The following is a 19,775-nucleotide window of genomic DNA, read 5'->3' as shown; positions in this document are numbered from 1 at the left end:
CTTGACCGCCGATGAGCCTTACTACCAGGCATCAGGTGGAGAAGTGGCCGTCTTCGAGCACTGCCATTCCCTTGGGCTCGCCGTGATGCTCAAAGGCCCCACTGGCTGTGGCAAGACCCGCTTTGTCGAGCACATGGCCTGGAAGCTGCAGCGTCCGCTGACCACGATCTCCTGTCACGACGACCTGAGCGCCAGCGATCTTATCGGGCGATTCCTGATCCGCCACGACGGCACTGCCTGGCAGGACGGACCACTCACCCGGGCCGTGCGTGAGGGCGCCATCTGCTATCTCGACGAGGTTGTCGAAGCCCGCCAGGACACCATGGTGGTGTTGCATTCATTGACCGACCATCGCCGCATGCTGCCGATCGACAAGACTGGCGAAACGCTGGTGGCAACGCCCGGCTTTCAGCTGGTCATCTCGTACAACCCCGGCTATCAGCGCATGCTCAAGGACCTCAAGCCGAGCACGCGCCAGCGCTTCGTCGCGCTTGACTTTGACTTCCCGCCGGCCGCACGCGAAGCGGCGATCATCGAGAAAGAGGCCGGTGCCGACCACGGCACCTCGATGGCGCTAGTAGCGCTCGGGCATCGGCTGCGCGCGCTGCGCGACCGCGGGCTGGCCGAGGTACCAAGCACTCGCTTGTTGATCGCGGCGGCCGCGCTGGTGGTCAGCGGCATCCCGATACGGCAGGCCTGCCTCAGCGCCGTCGTGTCGCCGCTGTCGGACGATGATGCGCTGGTTGGCGCGATGCGCGACCTCGTCGACGCCACCTTTGCCTGATCGAGGGGCGCCCCGATGGCCGAAGCCGAGGACGTGATCACCGACGTCGCCCGGCATGCGACAGTCTTCTCGCAGAAACTCTGGCGACAGCATCGCGCCAGGGCGCCAGCCCGACCCGCGACCCTGCTGACGGATGTGGCGCCGCGTCTGGACCTGTTGATCCAGGCGGTGTTCGGCTCCACCTACCGCTTGCGCACGGCACAACCGCCAGCACGGCCCACTTTGCTCGCCAGGGTCTTCCAGCCCGGCATCTTCCCGATGGCTCGCATAGCGCTGCCTGCCACCGACGACCGCGGCATCTGGTTGCCGTCGCAAACCGGCCTCGCAGATGCCGCTCTGGCCATGGAACGCTTTCGCGCGATGGCCCTGGTCCAGGCGATGCGTGCGAGCCGGGGCAGCGCGGCCGGCGCGGACTTCACTGTCTTGCCGCTGGTTCTCGACATCTACCTGCTGATCGAAGCGATTGCGGCTGACGCGGCACTGGCCCGCTTGTTGCCCGGCATGACGGGCGCCCTGAACAGTTTGCGCTGCGAAGCGCTCGCAGCCCGCCCGCCATTGGCGCGGTTCCCTGCCGCACGCCGGCCGCTGGAGGCTTGGGTGCGTGCCCTGATGTCGCAGCCTTGCGAGGGACCGAATGTGCACGCGACCATCAGTGCATCACCGGCGGAATCGAGGTGCACCGCACAGGTTCTTGCCGCTGACATGGTTCGCGACCACGTCGGCACGAGGCTCCACTCCCCGCTGTTCCGGGACGCCTGGACCGGCGACTTGCGCAGGCCGGGCGAAGCCATGAGCTCAACGCTTGCCGACACGGACACCGCTGGTGAGACCGATGCTCGCGCCACCCGAAGTGCACGCTTGGCTCGTCGCCCCGAGGTGCGTGAAGGCACGGACCAGGAGGACGAGGCCAGGCCAGGCGCGTGGATGGTCCCTCCCGAAATACCGCACGAACAGGCCGAGGATCCATTTGGCATGCAGCGCCCTACCGACCGGGACCAAGCTGCGGCCGCCGACGAGTTCGCCGACCTGGTCTCCGAGCTTGCCCATGCGCGGCTGGTTTGGAGCCAGGGCCAGGCACCCGAGGTGCTGCTGTCCGACGATCCGCCGACGGTACGGCCCAAGCACACCAATACCCTCGCGTCAGATGAGCCTCAACAGGTCTGCTATCCCGAGTGGGACTACCGCATCGGAGGCTATCACCACCCCGGTGCCACGGTGCGGGTACTGATGGCGACAGCCGGGGCACAGCAGTGGGTCGACGACACCCTGGCTCAGCATCGTTCGCTGCTCGGGGCCATACGCCAGCGCTTTGCAACCCTGCGACCCCAGCGTACGCGCAGGTGCCGCCAGCCGGATGGGGATGACATTGACATTGAAGCCTTCGTTGAAAACCTGGCGAACCTGCGGGCTGGGTGGCCTATGGCCCAGGAGCTGTACTGCGCGCAGCGGCGATCACGGCGCGACATGGCCATCCTGCTACTTATCGATGTCAGCGGATCCACTGATGGCTGGATCTCAAGCCAGCGCAGGGTCATCGATGTCGAACGGGAAGCCTTGCTGCTGGTTTGCATTGCCCTGGGTGCCATGGGTGAACCCTTCGCGGCGCAAGCTTTCTCGGGGAACGGCCCCAACGCGGTGAGCCTGTGGGACGTCAAGCGCTTTGATGAGCCATACGGCCCCGCCGTGGCCCTGCGCATCGCGGCCTTGGAGCCCGATCAGTACACGCGCACGGGCGCCGCAGTCCGTCACGCCAGCGCGGCACTCATGCGAGAAGACGCCACTCACCGCTTGCTGCTGCTTTTGTCGGACGGCAAACCGAACGACTGCGACATCTATGAAGGCCGATACGGCATCGAAGACACGCGCCAGGCCGTGGTCGAGGCGAAGCTTCAAGGCATCTCGCCGTTCTGCCTGGCTGTGGACCGGCAAGGCAGCGGCTACCTGTCTACCGTGTTTGGCGCCCGCCAGTACGCCCTGCTGTCGACACCGGGTGCGCTTCCGACCGTGTTGCTGGAGTGGTTGCAGCGGTTGGTAAAAGGCTAGGCACGGCTTGAATGGCCGGAGATGCGCGTCACGAGGCCCTCCCGGCATGTTCGGTACCCGCCACGATCGGGCCCTCAGATTTCTCGACATCGAGCAGCGCGGCCACAGGGAGCGGCATAGCTACTTCCTGGCTTCTGTAGAAAACGTCCATGGCGGCGCCCGGATCTTCCTCGCCCAGAACTGACTCGGCGGCACTGCAGCAAGCCGAGCGATCAGAGGGCACGCCGCACCATCATTTCCTTGATCTTGCCAATGGCTGCGGCCGGCAGCAGGTTCTTCGGGCACACATCCACGCAGTTCAGGATGTCTCGACAGCGAAACAGGCGGTAAGGGTCTTGCAGGTTGTCCAGCCGACTGGCAGTTGCGGTGTCGCGGCTGTCCACCAGGAAGCGGTAGGCCTGCAGCAGGCCCGCAGGGCCTACGTACTTGTCAGGGTTCCACCAGAAGCTTGGGCACGCCGACGAACAGCAGGCGCACAGGATGCACTCGTACAAACCGTTGAGCGACTCTCGCTGCTCGGGCGACTGCAGTCGTTCACGTTCGGGCGCTGGCTGGTCGTTGATCAGATACGGTTTGATGGAGTGGTACTGCTGGAAGAACTGCGTCATGTCCACGATCAGGTCACGGATGACGGGAAGGCCGGGCAGTGGCTTCAGCACCACCTTGGCGGGCAGCGCGCCCATATTGGTGATGCATGCCAGCCCGTTCTTGCCATTGATATTCATCGCATCCGAGCCGCAGATACCTTCGCGACAGGAGCGCCGGAAGCTCAGGCTCGGGTCGATCGACTTCAGCCGTATCAGCACGTCCAGCAACATGCGGTCACTGGGGGGCACATCCAGTTCGAGCACCTGCATGCGGGGTACGTCGTGCTGGTCCGGGTCGTAGCGGTAGATATGGAAGCTGTGCATGGGGTCTGATCAAGTTGTGAGCGAGGCCCGAAAGGGCTTGGCGCGATCAACCAGACTGCGCATCTCGTCGGCCGCACGCAGCGTCAGGCGGTGAGGCGTGAAGCCAGGCCGCGGAGAGATGTAGTCCGCCATCTCGCACGCCAGATCCAGTTGTGCGTCGCAGACCTGTGCCAACAATGCGATAACGAGTTTTTCCAGCGCAATGACACGAATGCGAAGCTGCACGGCTTCGGTATCGGTATCGGTATCGGTATCGGTATCGGTATCGGTATCGTCCAAAGCAGGCTCATCGACGGGCGCATTGCCGGCAACAGCGCCTGCTGCCAGGAACTCGGAGCCGGCACCACCTTCGTTGCCCCATCGCGACAAGGCGATCACGCGCAGGCGCATACGTTCCGACTCATCCGGCGGCGCTTTTGCTGTTGAATCTTGGTGCATGGGTTTATCGCCTAGGTCGAACGGGGTCCGGTGCGAGCAGGCGGGCGATGATCAGCTGCTTGTTGCTGCGCAGCGCCCGCTGCCTAGCCTTGGAGAAGTTCGACGTTGCGCCAGTTCGCGCCTCAGGGTCTGTGCGGCAGCGCACCTCCCAAGGAAAACACTTTGACAAAGTAACCTTCGTCAGTGCTCTCAGGGCGGCAGCTTGCCAGAGGCAGGTCGCGCGGCCGCCACCGGGGCGGACGCGTCACCTTCCCGCCCCCAGCTCATCCAGTCCTCACCGAACAGCTCGGCGGGGTGCAGCGTTGCCACGCTGCCATTGCCACAGACCATCTGATCGGCTGGGCAATACCGGTCGCAGCCCCAGCAGATGCGCTCAGGATGCGACGGGTGCAGCGGAAATTTCTTGACCACGTGCGTCGCTCAGGTCAGGGTCACGCCAGAAACGGGGGATGAACCCACTGTTCCTGAGCTGGAGGCAGAAGCAGCAGAAGGATTCGCTTGTGCGCTCGGCATGGCACGTCGGATACGCATGGCCCGGCCAACCCGGTCGAGTTCGGCGTCGCTCAACAGGCGCTCGGCCATCGGCAGCAGCTCGGACTCTTCGCGGGCAATGTGCCGCTCATACAGCTGCGCAAAGCTGCTCACGCCTTCTTGCGTAAGCACCGCCGTCTGCCCTGCCGCCACCTGCGCAAGCACCGAACGCAGCGCCTGCCAGCGTGCTTCGAGTTCGCGATGCTCCGCGGTCAGAGCCTCGGTGAGCTCGCGCAGGCAGACAGCGTCTGAACCCGCCATCGACTCGATCAGCGCGGGAAACAGATCGCGCTCCTCGTCATCATGGTGGTGGCGGGCCGAGGTGTCGAAGTAGCGCATCACCGCCGCGGCAGCCTCCTGCGCCGGCCGATCCGAACCAATCGCCGCGATGTGCGGCACAAGACGCTGCAACGTTGCGCACTGGTCCTGCACCCGCAAGTGGCAGGCCGCGAGCATCTCGAGCGGCACCTCGAAGCCGACGGTGGGGGCGGAGTGGCCCGGAAGCGTGATGGTCATGGCGAGTCCTTCGAGGTCGTCAGCGCCGTGCGGGCGCCTTGACCCGCAGCGGCGGTTGAGTGGAAGCCGGCATGGCGACGGCGACAGCGCGCTTGACGCGCACGGCAGCGCCAGCTGAGTGGCCCTCTGGTCCGGGGGATCCAACAGTCAGGTCGGCCAGCGTCGCGCCGTCCAGCGCCTGGAAGTACCCGCGCAGGGCCGTGTCGAACAGATGCTTCAGCCGGCAGTTCGGCGTCAAAGTACAGGCATTGGTGCTGGGATCGAAACACTCGACGAGCCGGAAGTCGGTTTCAGAGGCCCGCACCACGTCGCCGATACGGATGGTCCCGGGCTCCTTCGACAACCGAAGGCCGCCACCGCGTCCGCGAGTGGTCTCGATCAGCTCCTGCCGCGCCAAGTCGTTCACCACTTTCATCAGGTGGCCCTTTGACAGCGCGTGTTGCTCAGCCAACTCGTTGATCGTGACCAGGCGCTCCCGGTGCCGTGCGCAGTACATCAGCACGCGCAAGGTGTAGTCGGTGTACTCGGAAAGCCGCATGATTCGCCTTAAAGGTGTATTTATTGTATTGCTTTAGTGGGCACCAATCCTTAAGATGCATCAACCGTCGATGTTTTCTGCCCCCTTACGTGAACAAGAAGCCACTCACCCGCCCCATCATCCCGATCCGATCGACACCCGCCTCCGCGGAGCCTGACGACGGCGTGCGGTTCGTTTCGATGTACCAGGCACAGCCGGACATCTACCCCCGGGCTGTCAAGGGGTGGTTCGCCGCGTGGCGCTGGACCTTCGTCTGGCTCACACAGTTGTTGTTCTACGGGCTGCCCTGGTTGCAGTGGGACGGTCGTCAGGCCTTGCTGTTCGATCTGGAGGCGCAACGCTTCTACTTGCTCGGCCTGGTGTTCTACCCGCAGGACCTGATCTTCCTCGCGGCGTTGCTGGTGCTGTCGGCGCTCGCCCTGTTCTTCTTCACCGCGGTGGCGGGACGCCTGTGGTGCGGCTACACCTGCCCGCAGACCGTGTACACCGAGATCTTCATGTGGGTCGAACGCAAGTTCGAAGGCGACCGTATCGCCCGTATGCGTCTGGACCAGGCGCCGTGGTCGGCCGAGAAGGTCGCCCGCAAGGGCGCCACCCAGCTCGCCTGGGTGGCCATCGGCCTCTACACGGGCTTCAGCTTTGTCGGCTACTTCACTCCCATCCGCGAGTTGAGCCAGGTCGTACTGACGCTGACCGTGACGCCCTGGAGCGGTTTCTGGATCCTGTTCTACGGCGCCGCGACCTACGGCAACGCGGGCTACCTGCGCGAGCAGATGTGCAAGTACATGTGCCCCTACGCCCGCTTCCAGAGTGCCTTGATAGACAAGGACTCATTGATCATCACCTACGACAGCGCACGCGGCGATCCGCGCGGCTCGCGCTCTCGCAAGGTCAGTGCCGCCACCCAGGGGCTGGGCGACTGCATCGACTGCACGCTGTGTGTGCAGGTCTGCCCCACCGGCATCGACATCCGCGACGGGCTGCAAAACGAGTGCATCGGCTGCGCCGCCTGCATCGACGTCTGCGACGACGTGATGGACAAGATGAACTACCCGAAGGGCCTGATCCGCTACTCCACCGAGAACGGCGTCGTCAACGGCTGGTCGAAGCTGCAGATGTTCAAGCGCGCCCTGCGTCCGCGTGTGCTGATCTATGGCGGCCTGCTGTCAGCTGCCAGCGTGGCCTTTGCCGCAAGCGTGGCGCTGCGCAGCCCGTTCCAGGTGGACGTGGTGAAGGACCGCGGGGCCTTGGCCAGGGTCGTCGAGGACGGCGCCATCGAGAACGTCTACCGCCTGCAGATCATGAACCGTACCGAGCTGTCGCAAACCTACCGCATCAAGGCCCGAGGCATCGCTGGCCTGGAGGCGCCAAGCACGGAACTCAGTGTCCCGCCGGCAGGCATCGGCTCGGTCGTCGTCAACCTGCGCTTGCCCTTTAGCTCAGCCCAAGGGCTGCTCGGACAATCTTCGCCAGTGCAGTTCGAGGTGAGCCTGCTTGACACCACACGCACTGCCCCGGCCGTGCAGCGCGAGAAGTCGACATTCTTCGTCCCGCGCTGAACAACCAGCCAAGCAAGAAAGTAGGCGAAACGCGGCGACGACAGGGCCCTGCCCTCACCCGTTCTCCCACTTCGACACCAGCTCGGGCCCATCTGGCGGCCCTCGCACGGCCGAGCCGTGCAACGCGACCGGTGCACGGGTGATGCTGGTGTTGTCGCCGGTGCGGAAGACGCCGCGGACCCGCAGGCGATCCAGTGCATCTGCTGATCCCGTCACCTGGATCGGCGTCGGGCTGTACCGCCGGCGGCGATTGCTGGCGTTGCGCGTAGCGCCGCGTCAGGGTGATCGATTGGAGTGACATTGGCTTCGTTCAGCCGCGACCATTCAGCCTTGTAGATCGCGATGGCTGGCGTCTGCCGTCTATGCCGGGTAGGCCAAGAAGAATCACAGCCATCGCCGCACCCTTCGGGCGCGACTCGATGGAGAGGCGGGGCAACAAGCGGACTCCTGCCCGAAAGACTCAATCACGGAAACACTGCTCCTGGCCGGCGCAGCTGCCGACAACATTCCTCACAACGACTTCAGATACTGCGCGATTTCGATGACCTGCTGACTCGTCAGCCCGAGTGATCGCCTGGTGTTGTATGTCTGCACGACGTCCTCTAGGGTCGCCGCGGAGCCGTCGTGGAAGTACGGCGCATGCTGCCAGACGCCCTTGAGCGGCGAGGTTCGGTACTGCTTCGTCGCCGAGCGCGAGGCGTAGCTGGGTGACTCGGGTTCGGCCATCGAATCGGCCGGGGGATGCAGACGTAGGTTGGCGTCGGTGAACGTCGCGCCACTGTGGCAGCTTGCGCATTGGCCCGCACCCTCGAAGAGCAGCTTGCCGCGCGCTGCCGCTGGGGCATCGAAGCTGCCGGCCGGAGGGGTCGGCGCCTTCAGGCTGAGCTGGTAGGCCTGCAGTGCGGGCAGCTTGGCGGAGACAAGGTCCTGCGTGCCATGGGTGATGTTCAGGTTCAGACGCGGCTCGCTCATCGTGCCCAGCCCGCCCATCTCGGCCACCGCGACATAGCGGTTCCAGTAGGCGATCTCGTCACCGTCGCCCGTGACCGTGATGCGATGGATGCCCTCCAGGCCGTAGGCCGGGGGGATCACCACCGGCTTGTTGAGCCCGTCGACGTTATGGCGCGGATCAAACCTGCCAGCGCCCCAGGCGTTGAGCGCGCTCTTGGTCGCAGCGTCCACCGCTGGCGACAGCGCGATGATCGCGCCAGGGTTCAGGTCGCGGTTGGCCCAGCCATCCAGACGCCTGCCGATGCCCGGCGCGAACGAGTTGTCCACCGTCGAGTGGCAAAGCGCGCAGGTGATGCCCACGCGAGCCAGCCTGTCGACCCCATTCAACGTCTCGACCGTGCCCTTGACGCCGACCACGGCGTTCAGCTTGAGCAGGGCCACCGTGGTGGCCGGGCTGTGCAGGTCGACGCTGCCGTTGCGTATGCCCTCGACGACGGCGGGAGGCAACGCTTCGCTATCGACCTTCAGCCCGACCGACAGCGCCGTCAGCGGGTCCACCGCGGTCGCGATGACCTCGTGCAAGCGCAGCGTGTCGGTCCACTGGACTTCGTCGCCAAAGGTGTCGTGGCGAAAGATCTGCTGGCCCTGCGCGACCAGCGCCGCCTGGGCGACGGCGTCGGCGCGGTCGTCCGCGCCACCGCAGGCCGATACAGCCACCACCGTGGCCAGGACGACGCCAAGGGCTGAGGGCCGGTGTGGCCGTGCGGTGGATTCAGAGGCGATGTGCTTCATGGTGTCTCCTTACGGTTCTGATTCATTGCATCGGTGCAGGGCCACTCGCAAAGACTCAGCTCAACGGCGCACGCTGCAGCGGGCGCCCGGCCGGGTGGCCTCGCGCAGCCAGGCGATCAGGTCGGCCCGTTCGCCCGAGCTTTTCACGCCGGCGTAGCCCATGGATGTGCCCGGCACGGCCTGCATCGGCGCCTCCAGGAAGACGTCGAGGCTGCGTTCGTTCCATACGATCGTCGACTCGCGCATTGCCTTCGAATAGGTGTCGAAGCCCGGGGCCGTGCCGGCACGTCGACCGAACAGGCCGCAGTGCTGAGGGCCGGTCCGGTTAGCCTCGATGGCGTGGCAGGCGACGCAGCGGGCGTAGACCTGCTCGCCGCGCTGCAGGGCACGGGTGTCGGGCGCCTTTTCGCCAGCCGCTATGGCCGACGTCGCGGTCACCGCCCCGATCGCGGCCAGGATGCAACGGGCGATGTTCATGACATGAAGGCCGATGGCACCGGGTTCTCGCCCAGCACCTGACGCAGCACCGCCCAGTGCATCGCCTCATCGCCCAGGATGCTGGCCGCGACCTGCGCCAGCGCCCTGTCGGAGAACAGGGGCACAGCACCCAGGTAGGCCGAGATCGCGCCCTTCTCCAGGCCGGCAGCGAATCGCAGTACATCGGCCTGTGACTTGAGCGTGTCCACCGGGAAGGTGTACTTCGCCCTGGCTGCAACGGCTTGGCCGCCGAGCTTGCGCACGGCAGCGGCAATCGCGTCGGCATGTTCCTTGTGATGGCCTTGGAACGCGACGGCGACACCCAGCACGTCCTTGGTCAGCAGCCCGCTCTCGGCGCCGACCTGGTAGGCCGCCACCGCCTCGTACTCCGCGCCCAGCGCGGTGTTGAGGATGCGCACGTCGGCTGCAAGGTCGGCGGCGCTGGCCTTGGTGCTGGCGGCCAGCGCGTCGCGGCCGCCGAGCAGTGCCACGGCGCCGGCCGATAGCATCAGGCCCGACCCGGCTAGGGCGCGGCGGCGCGACAGCAGCGAGAAATCTTTCGGCAAAGCGAGTCTCTGACCGTTCATGGTCATCTCCTTGGTGGTGGTGGGGAAAGAGAGGGAAAGCTGGGGCGCGTTCAGCCCGGGCTGCCAGGGCGAATTCGCCCCTGGTGCTGCAGTTGCGCCAGCACGTGGGCGACCACGGCGTCGCACCGTGCGCCGGCAAAGGCATACACCTCGTGCGCGTGGGCTTCGATCTGAGCACCCAGCGCGTCACGCAGCATCGAGCGGGAGCGCAGGTAGCGGGTCTTGACGACCTCGGCACTGACCTGCAAGCAGGCGGCGGTCTCGTCGACACTCATCTCCTGCACGGCGCGCAGGATGAACACGCTGCGGTACATAGGCGGCAGGCTGTCGATCGCGCGCTGCAGCACGGCGCGCATCTGGCCGCGCTCGACCTGGGCCTCCGGAGCAGCATTGGCGGGCGCGTTGAAGGCCATCATGTGCTCCAAGGCTGGCTCGTTACCGAAATCTTGGCTGTGATCGATGGGCACGCAGCGCTGGCGTTTGCGCTGCGCGTCGAGCGCCACGTTGATGGCAATGCGCGCCAGCCAGGTGCCCAGTGCACAGTTGCCGCGGAACGAGGCCAAGGTGGAGAAGGCGCGCAGGTAGGTCTCCTGCACTACGTCCTGGGCTTCTGCGTCGTCGGCGACCACGCCCCGCGCGCTTCGAAACAGCAGGCGGTTGTAGCGCCGCATGATGGCTTCGATGGCCATACTTTCGCCGCGGCTCGCGCGCAGGGTGAGTGCGGTATCCGACGCTGTCTGGCAGCAGGCGGCTGGGTCTGATGGACTCGTGGCGGGGCGCATGATGAGGAGACGTGGTTGGTGTTTGCTGGGATGTGCTGAGCTTGTAGTCGTTAGACGTCCGCTCGATCAAAGCGTGACAAGACCCTTCTCTCGGCCTGGATTTGCGCCTTCCCGATCTCGCATCTCGCCCCTTGAAGTCGACAAAACGGCTGCAGGCAACGAATCAGTGAGTGACGCGAGTAAGAGGTCTTCGCAAGGCTTTGCGAAGCGGTGGTTGACTGGTCTGAATGTGGAGAACTCCGTATGGGTTCAACCGGCCGCATTGGGGCGGCAAGATCATGGCCACCGAGGTCGGTGAGGGGGCGCTATGCAAAGCTTTTCATAGTGACCCATCTGCGACATCAGCCTCGGCCAACTCAACATCGCAAAGCGGTCGTCGGCGCAGACAACTGACTTGGCCGATGTCCTGGTCTGCTTCGGCAGGATAGGAGCAGGCCAAATCGGCCAGATCCGTTCGGTCGACCGGCCTCACCGTTCCGGCATCAGACACGACGGCTCGTCTCAGAGAGCTGGCAGGGCACCGCCTTCGCGCCGAAAGTTCTGGCATCGAAGACATCTCGTCGTCGAATTGCCCAAAAAGGAACTTCATCATGAGCGAGTTGAATCAAGACCCCTGCCGCTGCGCAACCTGCCCTGGCGCGGAATGCGCCTGCGGATGCCAGATGCCCGCCGCACAACAGTCCTGCACTTGCGGGACCCAGTGCAAGTGCGGGCAAGGTTGTGCCGGGGCCAAGGCCTGAGCCAACGGCGCGGCGACGCTTCGATGTTGCGGTTGAGCATCTTGACTCGGCTATTTGCCACTCGTCGAGAGACGTGGTGCCGGTCCCGCAGCGCCAAGTCACTGAGGCAGGTGTCGGCGAGGCAAGTCAGCAAACACTGCGTAGCGATTTCGAAGCCCCGTCGGCACCGGGATTGGCAGCACCTGCGGCCAATTTTGCATTCCTAGTTTTCCCAGCTTGCGAGATCATCAGAATGAGTTCTGTAGACCTAGTACTTGAGGCGCGCCAAGCGCGCCCAATCCGAATCGGCATCGTGATCTTTGACGACGTAGAGTTGCTGGACTTCGCTGGCCCCTACGAAGTGTTCAGCGTCGCGGATCGCCATAACGACGTTCGACCTTTTGATGTGCGCCTGGTGTCTGAACGAGGCGGAGCTGTCATTGCGCGCAATCGCTTCGAGGTAAGGGCGCACGAGAGCTTTGTCAGCTGCCCACAACTCGACTGGATACTCGTTCCAGGCGGTGGTGGCTATCGGCCTGATGGCGAAGGGTATGGGACCCGCCTTCAGAAAGACAACTTGGTGTTGCTGGAATGGCTGAGGTCTCGCGCCAGGACTGCGCAGCACGTTCTATCCGTGTGCTCAGGCGCGCTTGTATTGGCGAATGCAGGCATGCTCGACGGCAGGCGTGCAACCACGCACCACGGAGCGTATGAAGAGCTTCGGAGATCGGGCAAGGACATCACTGTCATCGAGCGCACGAAGATGGTGGACAGCGGATTCATCATCACCAGCGGCGGGATTTCGGCTGGGATCGACATGTCAATCGGGATGGTCGAGAAGGCGCTGGGCCTAAGTGCCGCGGTCGAGACGGCTCAGTACATGGAGTACGACTGGCAGTCGCTGTCATGACGTACTTGCTTGGCGTGGCCTGCTGCAGGGGATCTGTTGCCGGGCACGCGTGACCCGCCAAGTCTCGGTAGCCGAAATGCCTATCCGAGACTTCTCACCAACGAGGCGGCGTCTGCTGCTAGGGGCAAGCTAGGCTGCCGCAGCCAACCCCTCTTGGGGCAAGTTGGGTAGCTCCTGGGCGGCGAACACACCGGTCGCCAGCGCCGGTCTACAGCACAAGACCGCCCACGGGTGGCAGTCAGTCGTCACCGCACTTGAGCCTCCACCGTACCGGACATGCAGATTCCCCATGCCCGTGATGACCCACAGGCGGAAACTGCTCGCCGCCATAGCGGCTGATCTCCTGCATGCATCCGGTGCAGAAGTAGGTACCCGACACCGGCACAGCCTCGTAGGGTCCGAAAGTGCGCTTTGACCAATCGGTGTTGAACGGTTTGAACCGTCCGGCGGTCTTGTGCCAATTCACTATGGCTCTCCATTCTCGGGATCGTTTGTTGCGAGAAGCCCTCATGCCACTGCGTGCTCGGGGCTTCCCTCTGTGGCACGCCATCGCGACCTGTGCTGGCGGGCTATGTAGCTGGCTTTGTCGGTGGCGGCCGTTGCCACGCGCTTTTGGCAGCGTGGCTCCGTCAAGATGTCCGCACCCTGGAGCTGTGCGAGCCAGGCGTCAAACCACGGCTTGTGCGAGGCGCCGAAGCCCAGAGAACGCGAGCGTCTGGGCGTTTCTGAAGGGCGTCCCGGATATAGGCAACCATGCGCAGCTTGCGGCTCTCTACCGGAGATCCATATCTGCGGATAGCTGGCCGCTGGGCTGGCTGAGCGCCCGAGCACGGCGTCTCAGCAGGTAAGCCAGCAGCGCTGCGGCGGTCACGTCATACGCCATGCAGAACCCTGGCCATACCTGGGGCACTCCCGTATTGGGAACAAGCAGATGGTGAAATGAATCCATGACGCCGTGGCCTGCAAGGGCAACAACAACGAGCCACAAGTTGCGCTTGAATCCCGCCGCGGCGACAGCGCAAAACGCCGCGGCAATGACAACCTCTGGCAGCAGTACCTGCCCGCGGCCATCGATGACGGCGAACACTATGTAGTACGTGGTGATGGCGATCATGACCGTTGGATAGAACACGCGCTCACGGTCCATTTCCAGCCAATGGGTGGTTCCGTAGACAAGCAGTGCAAGGGCGATGCCCACGATGATTTCCATACATTGATCTCCGTGTGGTTTGGCCCGGTTGCGGGCTTCAGAATCGGGGGACTCACGCCGTGGCAGCCGGCCTGGCGGCAGTAAGTCGGAAGTAGATGGCGCTAGTTCTCTTGGGCGGATGCAGCGATCTGTTTGAGCACGATCAGTCCACCTGGATCGCGAGCGCAACATGCCTTCGCTGACGTGAATTTCGTTGCTCTCGCCGGCGGAGGACAGCGGCTTGCGATCAAGCGTCGTGATCGATCCGGGAGCCGCCATTTGCGTCGACCGAACTGTCGAGGCACCTGCGTGATGGCGCTGCTGGCGATTCAACGACACCCTCGGCCGCCAATGCTTCGCCCGAGCCACCTGGCCTCGGGCAGGCCAACAGGAACTCAGCGCTTTGTCCGCAGGCAGGGGGTCGAAGGCAAGACCATTCGGTCGAACTGCGCGACCGTTCCGGCACCAGACACAACGGCTCGTCTCAGGCAGCTGGTCGTTCGAAGCCGGAGCGCAGAAAGTACGGCCATCGAAGACATCTCGTCGTCGATTCAACCCAAAGGAAACTCATCATGAACCATACAAACCAAAGCACCTGCCGCTGCGCCACCTGCACCGGCGCGGCATGCGCCTGCGGCTGCCAGAAGCCCACCGCCCAGCAGTCATGCGCGTGCGGCGCACAGTGCAAGTGCGGCGCGGTCTGCGCCTGCCCCGTGGAGCTGGCGTCGGAGCAGTGATTGCGGCGGACTCGACTTCATTGGCGACCTGACTCGCCCATAGACGAAAGTGCATCATGAGTATTGGAACCCTTGACTGGATGCAGCGCAGCGGCATGCTCTCGCTGACTGAGCGCTGGCGACTCACCATAGCGGCTATCAGCGGGCGAGCACGCCTGCGCCATTCGGCGCGGGCTCCCGGCGAGTCAGTATCCACGCTCACCATGAACCGGCTTGAGCTGGCTGCGCTTGAATACATCGAGCCCCCATGGGATGCGCTCGCGTTTGCCGCATCGACCGCCGCACAAGCGCTTCAGCCGCAGTGGTTGACCAACCACGGTTGGCGAAGCTATGCCTGGGGCACCTTGTTGGCTCTCGAAGCCAACCTGGAATACGACAAGAACCTGTTCTTCTCGGCCTGCATGCTGCACGACATCGGCCTGACCTCGCATGCCACCGCACCAAGTGAGCAATGCTTCACCATGCGGAGTGCTCGAGCGGCGCGCACCATCCTGCAGCGTGCCGGCGCGTCCGAGGCTCAGCTGCAGTGCGTTGCCGAAGCGATCACCTTGCATATGAACCTGGAGGTCGGCACCGAGCAGGGCGTTGAGGCCCACCTGCTGCAGGCCGGCGCCGCGCTCGATGTCGTCGGGCGGCGTAGCCAGGAGATCCCTGCCGTATTGCAGGATGCGGTACACAGAGCGCACCCGCGACTTGGGTTCAAGAATGCCTTCTGCGACTGCGTCCAGGCCGAGGCAAGGGCCCTGCCCAACTCGCGCCTGGGTCTGTATGTGAGACGCCTGGGATTCGTCGACCTGATTCAGCAGGCGCCGTTTGGCGAATAGCGGCGTCGACCGCGCTGCTACATCGCCCGAAACAGGTGACCGAAGGCGCGGCTGACCTTGAGGGTCCGCTGCAGCCCGCGCAACGTCAGGCTGTAGTGGCCCACATCGTCGCGCGTCGCGCTGAGGATGCAGTTGTAGTTGACCACGACGCTGCGGTGCACCTGCTTGAAGTCGGTCGCGTCGATTCTGGACATCAGCTCACGCAGACTCATGCGCACCAGCGCCTCACCCGTCGGGGTGACCACGTTGACGTACTTTTCTGTCGCCTCGAAGCAGATCACCTCGGCCACGGGAATCATCCGGATGGTGTTGCCGACGCCGGCCCGAATGACCTTGATCCGCTCAGCCATCGGATCGGCCGGCGTGGCCACCGACTGCACCCTTTGCATCAGCGCTGACATGTCGCCATCGACGGGCGAGTCAGCGCGCTGCTCGAGTCGTCGCTTGAGTCTCTCGACACACAACGTCAACCGCTCGACGCTGGCGGGCTTGAGCATGTAGTCGAACGCGGCATGCTCAAACGCCGCCACCGCAAACTCCTCGTAGGCCGTGACAAACACAAACAAGGGTTCGGCTCTGTCGTCGGGCCATTCGTCTGCAAGCTCCTCGGCCACCTCGAGCCCGCTTTTGCCAGGCATTTTGATGTCCAGAAACATGATGTCCGGGGCGTGCTGCAGCGCGAGCTCGATGGCGCTGAGCCCGTCGCTGGCCACAGCAAGCACCTGCAGCTCAGGCCAGACCTCCTCCAGCAAGCGGGACAGGGTTCTGGCAAGCACCGGCTCGTCTTCGGCGATCACGGCACTGGGTCGCTTCAAGGCACTGTTCATTGCGGGATCCTTACTGTGGCGCAGACGCCGGCCGGCGTTTGCGGATTCAGCGTCAGAGACGCCTTTGGTCCGTAGATGGCCCGCAGACGCTCGCGCACATGTAAAAGACCATAGCTTCCGGACGTGGTGTCGGCCGCGCTCTGCAACCTACCCGCTGGCCGCAGGCCCAGGCCCGTGTCGGTCACAGAAATCTCGATACCGGCATCGGCTCGGCATGCACGCACTTCGATGCTGCCCGCCCCTACCTTGGGTTCGAGTCCGTGCTTGATGGCGTTCTCCACCAGCGGTTGCAACAGCATCGACGGCACGGCCAGCCGCGCCAGGTCTGCTGGCAGGTCGAGCCGGTAGCTCAGCCGCGGACCCATGCGCAACGACATGATTTCCAGATAGGCACGGAGCTGAACAAATTCGTCGCTCAATGTGTTGGCCTCCGTCCGTGACGCCGCCAGCGCACTGCGCAGGTAGGTGATCAACTGGTCGATCATGAGCTCGGCCTGTGTCGCGTCCTCCTTGACCAAGGACCGCAAATTAGCCAGCGTGTTGAACAGCATGTGAGGCTCGAGCTGAGCACGCAGCAGGCGCAGCTCGGATTCGGTTGCCAGTCGTTGGGCTTCGGAGCGTGCCATGGCCTCGTTCGCGAGGTGCTCGCGCGTGGCAAAGTAGTGCAAGCCAAATCCCGCAATCAACACGGTGAAGATGATCGGCACCATCCGATCATTGCCTGGACTGAGCAGGCGAAACGGCTCGCCGAGCGCGAGGAGCGCAATCACATGGCCAAGCACATAGCCTGCCGGAATGGCTATGACACCGGTGACCAGCCAACCAATCGTGGGGTTGATCTTCGGGAACCAGCGCGACGGCCTGAGCAGCATGGCGAAGCCCAGAATTGCCAGGCCGCTGCATTCGCTGAACACCAGCAACCGGGGATAGGTGTCAATGCCCGGTGCCGCAAGAAAGAGAATCCCGGCCGCCACGGCCCAGAACAAGGCCGACACGGCGATCAGCCGCGCAACACTCTGCCACGCCAGTGGCGTCTTCCGAAAGGTGGCGATCTCGAGTGAGGACATGCAGCGCCGTCCGTGAAATGATCCGCGTTTCCTATGCCGTCAGGAATGTGCTGGCAGGCCCTTCCAATACTGTACGCGGTGCCTTCCGGCCTGCCTAGCAGGCAACCTGTCGCCCGGCCGCATATGTCCTTGAACTGTCGATTTGCCCTACCGAGCGGTGGCAAACTGAACGACGGTGCGGCATGCCGCTCAAGCGGCCGTCGGTCGCGGTGCGGCGATTGGCGTGAGCCGGGTCGGTAGCGCCCAAGCCGCGGCGCAGGCCGGCAGTGCGGCCAGCGCCGCCGCGGTGAAGACACCCGCCAGTGCGGACATCAATCCACCCGCCGAGTGGCGCGCGAGGTACTCGCCCAGGAGGGCCACGCCCGCAGCGCCGCCCAAGGCGCGCAGCATCATCGGCAGCGCGGTCGCAATACCCGCGTGCGTGGCTGGGGCGGCGCGCTGCGAGACGACCGTCAACACCGGCATCACAAGCCCCAAGCCCGCGCCCAGCGGCAGCACAGCGGCCGACAAGGCCCAGGGCGACGTGACGCCCGCATGCAGCAGCACGGCCAGCAAGGCCAGAGAGCCTGCCATAGCGATCGAAGCCGTCGCCGCCAGCGACCGTGGCGCCGCACCGCGCCTCAGCCGCGCACCGGCGCGCCGGGACGCCAGCATCAGCCCCGCCATCAGCGGCAGCAGGTGCAAGGCCGATGAAGTGGGCGACAGGTGCCGCACGGTCTGCATGAAGAACGGCAGGAACACCACTGCGGCGAACAGCGACATTCCCGTGCTCACCGCCAGCCATGCGTTGGCGGCGAATCCCGGCCGCGTGAACAGCGATAGCGGCACGATGGGATCGGCCGCCCGGCGCTGGCTCCACAGCCAGACCGGCAGCAACGTCGCCGCGGCGGCGGCCAGCAGGGTGGCCGTTTCGGTGCCCAGCGCCCGGCTGCGCGTGGCCAGCAAGGCGCAGATCAGCATCACGGCCAGGAGCAGAGCGCCACGCCAGTCCAGTGGCAATCGTCCACCGTGCGGCCTGCCCATCGGCGTACGCGCCAATCCGACCCAGGCGCCCAGCGCCAATGGCAATGCGGCGAAGAAGGTCCAACGCCACGACAGGTGCTCGGTGACGAATGCTCCCGCCAGCGGGCCGGCCATTGTGGCCAGGCCATAGGCTGCGCCCAAGCGCGCCAGGTGCCCGCTCCGCTCCTCGATCGTCGTCAGCGCGGTCGTGGCCAGCAGGGTCAGCGTCATCAATCCGCCGCCGCCAAGGCCCTGGAGCGCGCGCGCGGCGATCAGCGTATCCATCGACGGCGCCAGTCCGCAGGCCAGCGAGCCGACCACAAAGAGGCCCGCCGCGGTAAGCAGCAGAGGCCGAACACCCCAGCGGTCGGCCAGCTTGCCGTAGACCGGTATCACCACGGTAGACGCAACGAGGAAGGCCGTGAACACCCAAGAGGAGCGATCGGCGCCGCCTAGCTCGCGCACGATGGTGGGCAGCGCGGCCGACAGCAGCGTCTGATCCAGACCGGACAGCACAAGCAACAACATCAGCAGTGCGTGGGCGACGGGACGGGGAACGGGGGTTGGGGTGGTCTTCATAGCTGCAAAGTGTGCGAATGCAGACGAATTCTGTACAGTGCAATTATTGAAGCTATTAATTTCAACAAATGAAATCCTGGGATCTCAATCTGCTCCGCGCGCTGGATGCGCTGCTGGTCACCGGAAGCGTGACTGCCGCTGCCGAGCGCCTGCACCTGTCCGTGCCTGCTACCAGTCACACGCTGGCGCGCGCCCGCGAAGCGATGGGCGACCCACTGTTCGTGCGCGCCGGCCGCCGCTTGACGCCGACACCGCGTGCGCTGGCAATGAAACCGGCCATCGCGCGCCTGCTGACAGAGGCCGACGCGCTGGTGGCCTCGCCCGGTGAGCGTGACTTCGCGACGCTGGAGCGCAACTTCGTCGTTCGCGCGCCCGACGCTATGGTGGTGGCCTATGCCGCCACCTTGGCGCTGGCGTTGCGCGACGTCCTGCCCTGCGCCACGCTGCACTTTGTGCCCGAAGCGTTTGGTGACCGTGGCGCGCTGCGCGAGGGTCGCATCGATCTGGACATCGGCAGCTTCACGGATCGAGACCCCGAGGTAGAGTTGATCGAGCTCTCGCAGCACGCGCCGCTCGGCGCAGTCTGCGCCAACCACCCGCTGGCTCAAGGGCGACGCACGGCGCGGCGCTACGCCGAGGCGCCCCATGTGGCGGTGATGTGGCGACACGGGGAGGCTTCACCGTTGGACGACGCGTTGGCGCAGCGGGGCTTGACGCGCGCAATCGTGCTCACCGTGCCCAGCAGCTACGCAGCCTTGGTGACGGCAGCCCGCTCGACCTTGGTTGCCACCGCCTCCGAACGCATCGTGCGGGCCATGGCACCCGCGCTCGGACTCATCGCCTTCGAGCTGCCTTTCGATGTGCCTCCCGAGCGTCAGCTGATGGCCTGGCATCCGCGCCATGGCGCTGACCCAGCGCACCTTCAATTGCGCACGCTTGTGCAGCGTGTGCTGGAGCGCCCGTTGAAGTCGCCTTCTCCAGATGCGTCTGCCAGAGGCGCCTGATCGAAACG

20 protein-coding genes are annotated in these 19,775 nt (G+C 64.8%); 7 read left to right on the top strand and 13 right to left on the bottom strand.

Going from position 1 to position 19,775, the window contains the following annotated elements; all coding sequences use genetic code 11:
• The first annotated feature begins 1 nt into the window (after position 1).
• The 3 genes from DES47_RS23655 to DES47_RS29040 are packed head-to-tail and all read left to right on the top strand — an operon-like array spanning position 2 to position 3,011.
• Positions 2–784: a CbbQ/NirQ/NorQ/GpvN family protein gene (locus DES47_RS23655; RefSeq protein WP_243748437.1), complete on the top strand. Its 783-nt coding sequence runs from the start codon at positions 2–4 to the stop codon at positions 782–784.
• Between the two features lie 15 nt (positions 785–799).
• Positions 800–2,827 carry a nitric oxide reductase activation protein NorD gene (locus tag DES47_RS23650; RefSeq protein WP_133703241.1) on the top strand — a complete coding sequence of 676 codons (2,028 nt, stop codon included), beginning with the start codon at positions 800–802 and terminating at the stop codon, positions 2,825–2,827.
• Positions 2,828–2,873: 46 nt separating this feature from the next.
• Complete coding sequence (locus DES47_RS29040; RefSeq protein ID WP_208115099.1) at positions 2,874–3,011, top strand: hypothetical protein; 138 nt, start codon at positions 2,874–2,876, stop codon at positions 3,009–3,011.
• A gap of 28 nt (positions 3,012–3,039) precedes the next feature.
• Here DES47_RS29040 and DES47_RS23645 read toward each other — a convergent pair whose 3' ends face one another.
• The 5 genes from DES47_RS23645 to DES47_RS23625 form a co-directional block, all read right to left on the bottom strand.
• Positions 3,040–3,738: a succinate dehydrogenase iron-sulfur subunit gene (locus DES47_RS23645; protein WP_133703240.1), complete on the bottom strand. Its 699-nt coding sequence runs from the start codon at positions 3,736–3,738 to the stop codon at positions 3,040–3,042.
• Between the two features lie 9 nt (positions 3,739–3,747).
• Positions 3,748–4,176: a hypothetical protein gene (locus DES47_RS23640; RefSeq protein WP_133703239.1), complete on the bottom strand. Its 429-nt coding sequence runs from the start codon at positions 4,174–4,176 to the stop codon at positions 3,748–3,750.
• Positions 4,177–4,365: 189 nt separating this feature from the next.
• Positions 4,366–4,587, bottom strand: coding sequence for a DUF3079 domain-containing protein (locus DES47_RS23635; RefSeq protein ID WP_133703238.1), 222 nt, complete (start codon positions 4,585–4,587; stop codon positions 4,366–4,368).
• A 9-nt stretch (positions 4,588–4,596) separates the two neighbouring features.
• Entirely contained in the window at positions 4,597–5,223 is a 627-nt protein-coding gene (locus DES47_RS23630; RefSeq protein WP_133703237.1) for a hemerythrin domain-containing protein, read from the bottom strand.
• A gap of 19 nt (positions 5,224–5,242) precedes the next feature.
• Positions 5,243–5,761 (bottom strand): RrF2 family transcriptional regulator, encoded by a 519-nt coding sequence (locus tag DES47_RS23625; protein ID WP_133703236.1) that lies wholly within the window; start codon positions 5,759–5,761, stop codon positions 5,243–5,245.
• Between the two features lie 164 nt (positions 5,762–5,925).
• On the opposite strand from DES47_RS23625, the gene ccoG reads away from it, so the two are divergent.
• The gene (gene ccoG / locus DES47_RS23620; protein ID WP_425057485.1) at positions 5,926–7,320 is read left to right on the top strand and encodes a cytochrome c oxidase accessory protein CcoG; all 1,395 of its coding nucleotides are present in this window, start codon (positions 5,926–5,928) and stop codon (positions 7,318–7,320) included.
• 510 nt (positions 7,321–7,830) lie between these two features.
• On the opposite strand, the gene DES47_RS23615 is transcribed toward ccoG, so the two are convergent.
• From DES47_RS23615 to DES47_RS23600, 4 genes are read right to left on the bottom strand one after another with little or no spacing between them, the layout of a single operon-like run.
• Entirely contained in the window at positions 7,831–9,063 is a 1,233-nt protein-coding gene (locus DES47_RS23615; RefSeq protein ID WP_133703235.1) for a c-type cytochrome, read from the bottom strand.
• Between the two features lie 60 nt (positions 9,064–9,123).
• The gene (locus tag DES47_RS23610; RefSeq protein WP_133703234.1) at positions 9,124–9,540 is read right to left on the bottom strand and encodes a c-type cytochrome; all 417 of its coding nucleotides are present in this window, start codon (positions 9,538–9,540) and stop codon (positions 9,124–9,126) included.
• Positions 9,537–10,127 carry a ferritin-like domain-containing protein gene (locus tag DES47_RS23605; protein WP_133703233.1) on the bottom strand — a complete coding sequence of 197 codons (591 nt, stop codon included), beginning with the start codon at positions 10,125–10,127 and terminating at the stop codon, positions 9,537–9,539. Before DES47_RS23605 ends, DES47_RS23610 begins: the two co-directional genes overlap by 4 nt.
• A 50-nt stretch (positions 10,128–10,177) precedes the next feature.
• Positions 10,178–10,909, bottom strand: a complete 732-nt coding sequence (locus DES47_RS23600; RefSeq protein WP_133703232.1) for an RNA polymerase sigma factor — start codon at positions 10,907–10,909, stop codon at positions 10,178–10,180.
• 972 nt (positions 10,910–11,881) lie between these two features.
• Between DES47_RS23600 and DES47_RS23595 the strand changes: the two genes are divergently transcribed.
• Positions 11,882–12,538 carry a DJ-1/PfpI family protein gene (locus DES47_RS23595; RefSeq protein WP_133703231.1) on the top strand — a complete coding sequence of 219 codons (657 nt, stop codon included), beginning with the start codon at positions 11,882–11,884 and terminating at the stop codon, positions 12,536–12,538.
• 772 nt (positions 12,539–13,310) lie between these two features.
• Here the strand turns inward: DES47_RS23595 and DES47_RS23590 are convergent.
• Positions 13,311–13,748, bottom strand: coding sequence for a hypothetical protein (locus DES47_RS23590; protein WP_133703230.1), 438 nt, complete (start codon positions 13,746–13,748; stop codon positions 13,311–13,313).
• 772 nt (positions 13,749–14,520) lie between these two features.
• Between DES47_RS23590 and DES47_RS23585 the strand changes: the two genes are divergently transcribed.
• Positions 14,521–15,288 (top strand): HD domain-containing protein, encoded by a 768-nt coding sequence (locus tag DES47_RS23585; RefSeq protein WP_133703229.1) that lies wholly within the window; start codon positions 14,521–14,523, stop codon positions 15,286–15,288.
• Between the two features lie 17 nt (positions 15,289–15,305).
• On the opposite strand, the gene DES47_RS23580 is transcribed toward DES47_RS23585, so the two are convergent.
• The 3 genes from DES47_RS23580 to DES47_RS23570 all read right to left on the bottom strand — a co-directional run bounded on the left by DES47_RS23580 (position 15,306) and on the right by DES47_RS23570 (position 18,763).
• Positions 15,306–16,115: a LytR/AlgR family response regulator transcription factor gene (locus tag DES47_RS23580; RefSeq protein WP_208115098.1), complete on the bottom strand. Its 810-nt coding sequence runs from the start codon at positions 16,113–16,115 to the stop codon at positions 15,306–15,308.
• Positions 16,112–17,182: a sensor histidine kinase gene (locus DES47_RS23575; protein ID WP_133703228.1), complete on the bottom strand. Its 1,071-nt coding sequence runs from the start codon at positions 17,180–17,182 to the stop codon at positions 16,112–16,114. Before DES47_RS23575 ends, DES47_RS23580 begins: the two co-directional genes overlap by 4 nt.
• Before the next feature lie 189 nt (positions 17,183–17,371).
• A complete protein-coding gene (locus tag DES47_RS23570) occupies positions 17,372–18,763 on the bottom strand; it encodes an MFS transporter (RefSeq protein ID WP_133703227.1) in 1,392 nt (463 codons plus the stop codon).
• A gap of 68 nt (positions 18,764–18,831) precedes the next feature.
• On the opposite strand from DES47_RS23570, the gene DES47_RS23565 reads away from it, so the two are divergent.
• A complete protein-coding gene (locus DES47_RS23565) occupies positions 18,832–19,767 on the top strand; it encodes a LysR family transcriptional regulator (RefSeq protein ID WP_133703226.1) in 936 nt (311 codons plus the stop codon).
• Positions 19,768–19,775 lie beyond the last annotated feature (8 nt).

The organism is Roseateles toxinivorans, assembly GCF_004362525.1.
GTDB lineage: Bacteria > Pseudomonadota > Gammaproteobacteria > Burkholderiales > Burkholderiaceae_C > Paucibacter > Paucibacter toxinivorans.
This window is presented reverse-complemented; position numbering and strand designations above follow the sequence as displayed.

What these genes read in the sequence shown, in the direction of transcription:
- DES47_RS23625 (WP_133703236.1), bottom strand. Translation starts at nt 5,761, where the DNA reads ATGCGGCTTTCCGAGTACACCGACTACACCTTGCGCGTGCTGATGTAC.
- DES47_RS23610 (WP_133703234.1), bottom strand. Translation starts at nt 9,540, where the DNA reads ATGAACATCGCCCGTTGCATCCTGGCCGCGATCGGGGCGGTGACCGCG.
- DES47_RS23565 (WP_133703226.1), top strand. Translation starts at nt 18,832, where the DNA reads ATGAAATCCTGGGATCTCAATCTGCTCCGCGCGCTGGATGCGCTGCTG.
- DES47_RS23605 (WP_133703233.1), bottom strand. Translation starts at nt 10,127, where the DNA reads ATGAACGGTCAGAGACTCGCTTTGCCGAAAGATTTCTCGCTGCTGTCG.
- DES47_RS23600 (WP_133703232.1), bottom strand. Translation starts at nt 10,909, where the DNA reads ATGCGCCCCGCCACGAGTCCATCAGACCCAGCCGCCTGCTGCCAGACA.
- DES47_RS23580 (WP_208115098.1), bottom strand. Translation starts at nt 16,115, where the DNA reads ATGAACAGTGCCTTGAAGCGACCCAGTGCCGTGATCGCCGAAGACGAG.
- DES47_RS23595 (WP_133703231.1), top strand. Translation starts at nt 11,882, where the DNA reads ATGAGTTCTGTAGACCTAGTACTTGAGGCGCGCCAAGCGCGCCCAATC.
- DES47_RS23615 (WP_133703235.1), bottom strand. Translation starts at nt 9,063, where the DNA reads ATGAAGCACATCGCCTCTGAATCCACCGCACGGCCACACCGGCCCTCA.
- DES47_RS23650 (WP_133703241.1), top strand. Translation starts at nt 800, where the DNA reads ATGGCCGAAGCCGAGGACGTGATCACCGACGTCGCCCGGCATGCGACA.
- DES47_RS29040 (WP_208115099.1), top strand. Translation starts at nt 2,874, where the DNA reads ATGTTCGGTACCCGCCACGATCGGGCCCTCAGATTTCTCGACATCGAG.
- DES47_RS23645 (WP_133703240.1), bottom strand. Translation starts at nt 3,738, where the DNA reads ATGCACAGCTTCCATATCTACCGCTACGACCCGGACCAGCACGACGTA.
- DES47_RS23630 (WP_133703237.1), bottom strand. Translation starts at nt 5,223, where the DNA reads ATGACCATCACGCTTCCGGGCCACTCCGCCCCCACCGTCGGCTTCGAG.
- DES47_RS23585 (WP_133703229.1), top strand. Translation starts at nt 14,521, where the DNA reads ATGAGTATTGGAACCCTTGACTGGATGCAGCGCAGCGGCATGCTCTCG.
- DES47_RS23575 (WP_133703228.1), bottom strand. Translation starts at nt 17,182, where the DNA reads ATGTCCTCACTCGAGATCGCCACCTTTCGGAAGACGCCACTGGCGTGG.
- DES47_RS23570 (WP_133703227.1), bottom strand. Translation starts at nt 18,763, where the DNA reads ATGAAGACCACCCCAACCCCCGTTCCCCGTCCCGTCGCCCACGCACTG.
- DES47_RS23640 (WP_133703239.1), bottom strand. Translation starts at nt 4,176, where the DNA reads ATGCACCAAGATTCAACAGCAAAAGCGCCGCCGGATGAGTCGGAACGT.
- DES47_RS23590 (WP_133703230.1), bottom strand. Translation starts at nt 13,748, where the DNA reads ATGGAAATCATCGTGGGCATCGCCCTTGCACTGCTTGTCTACGGAACC.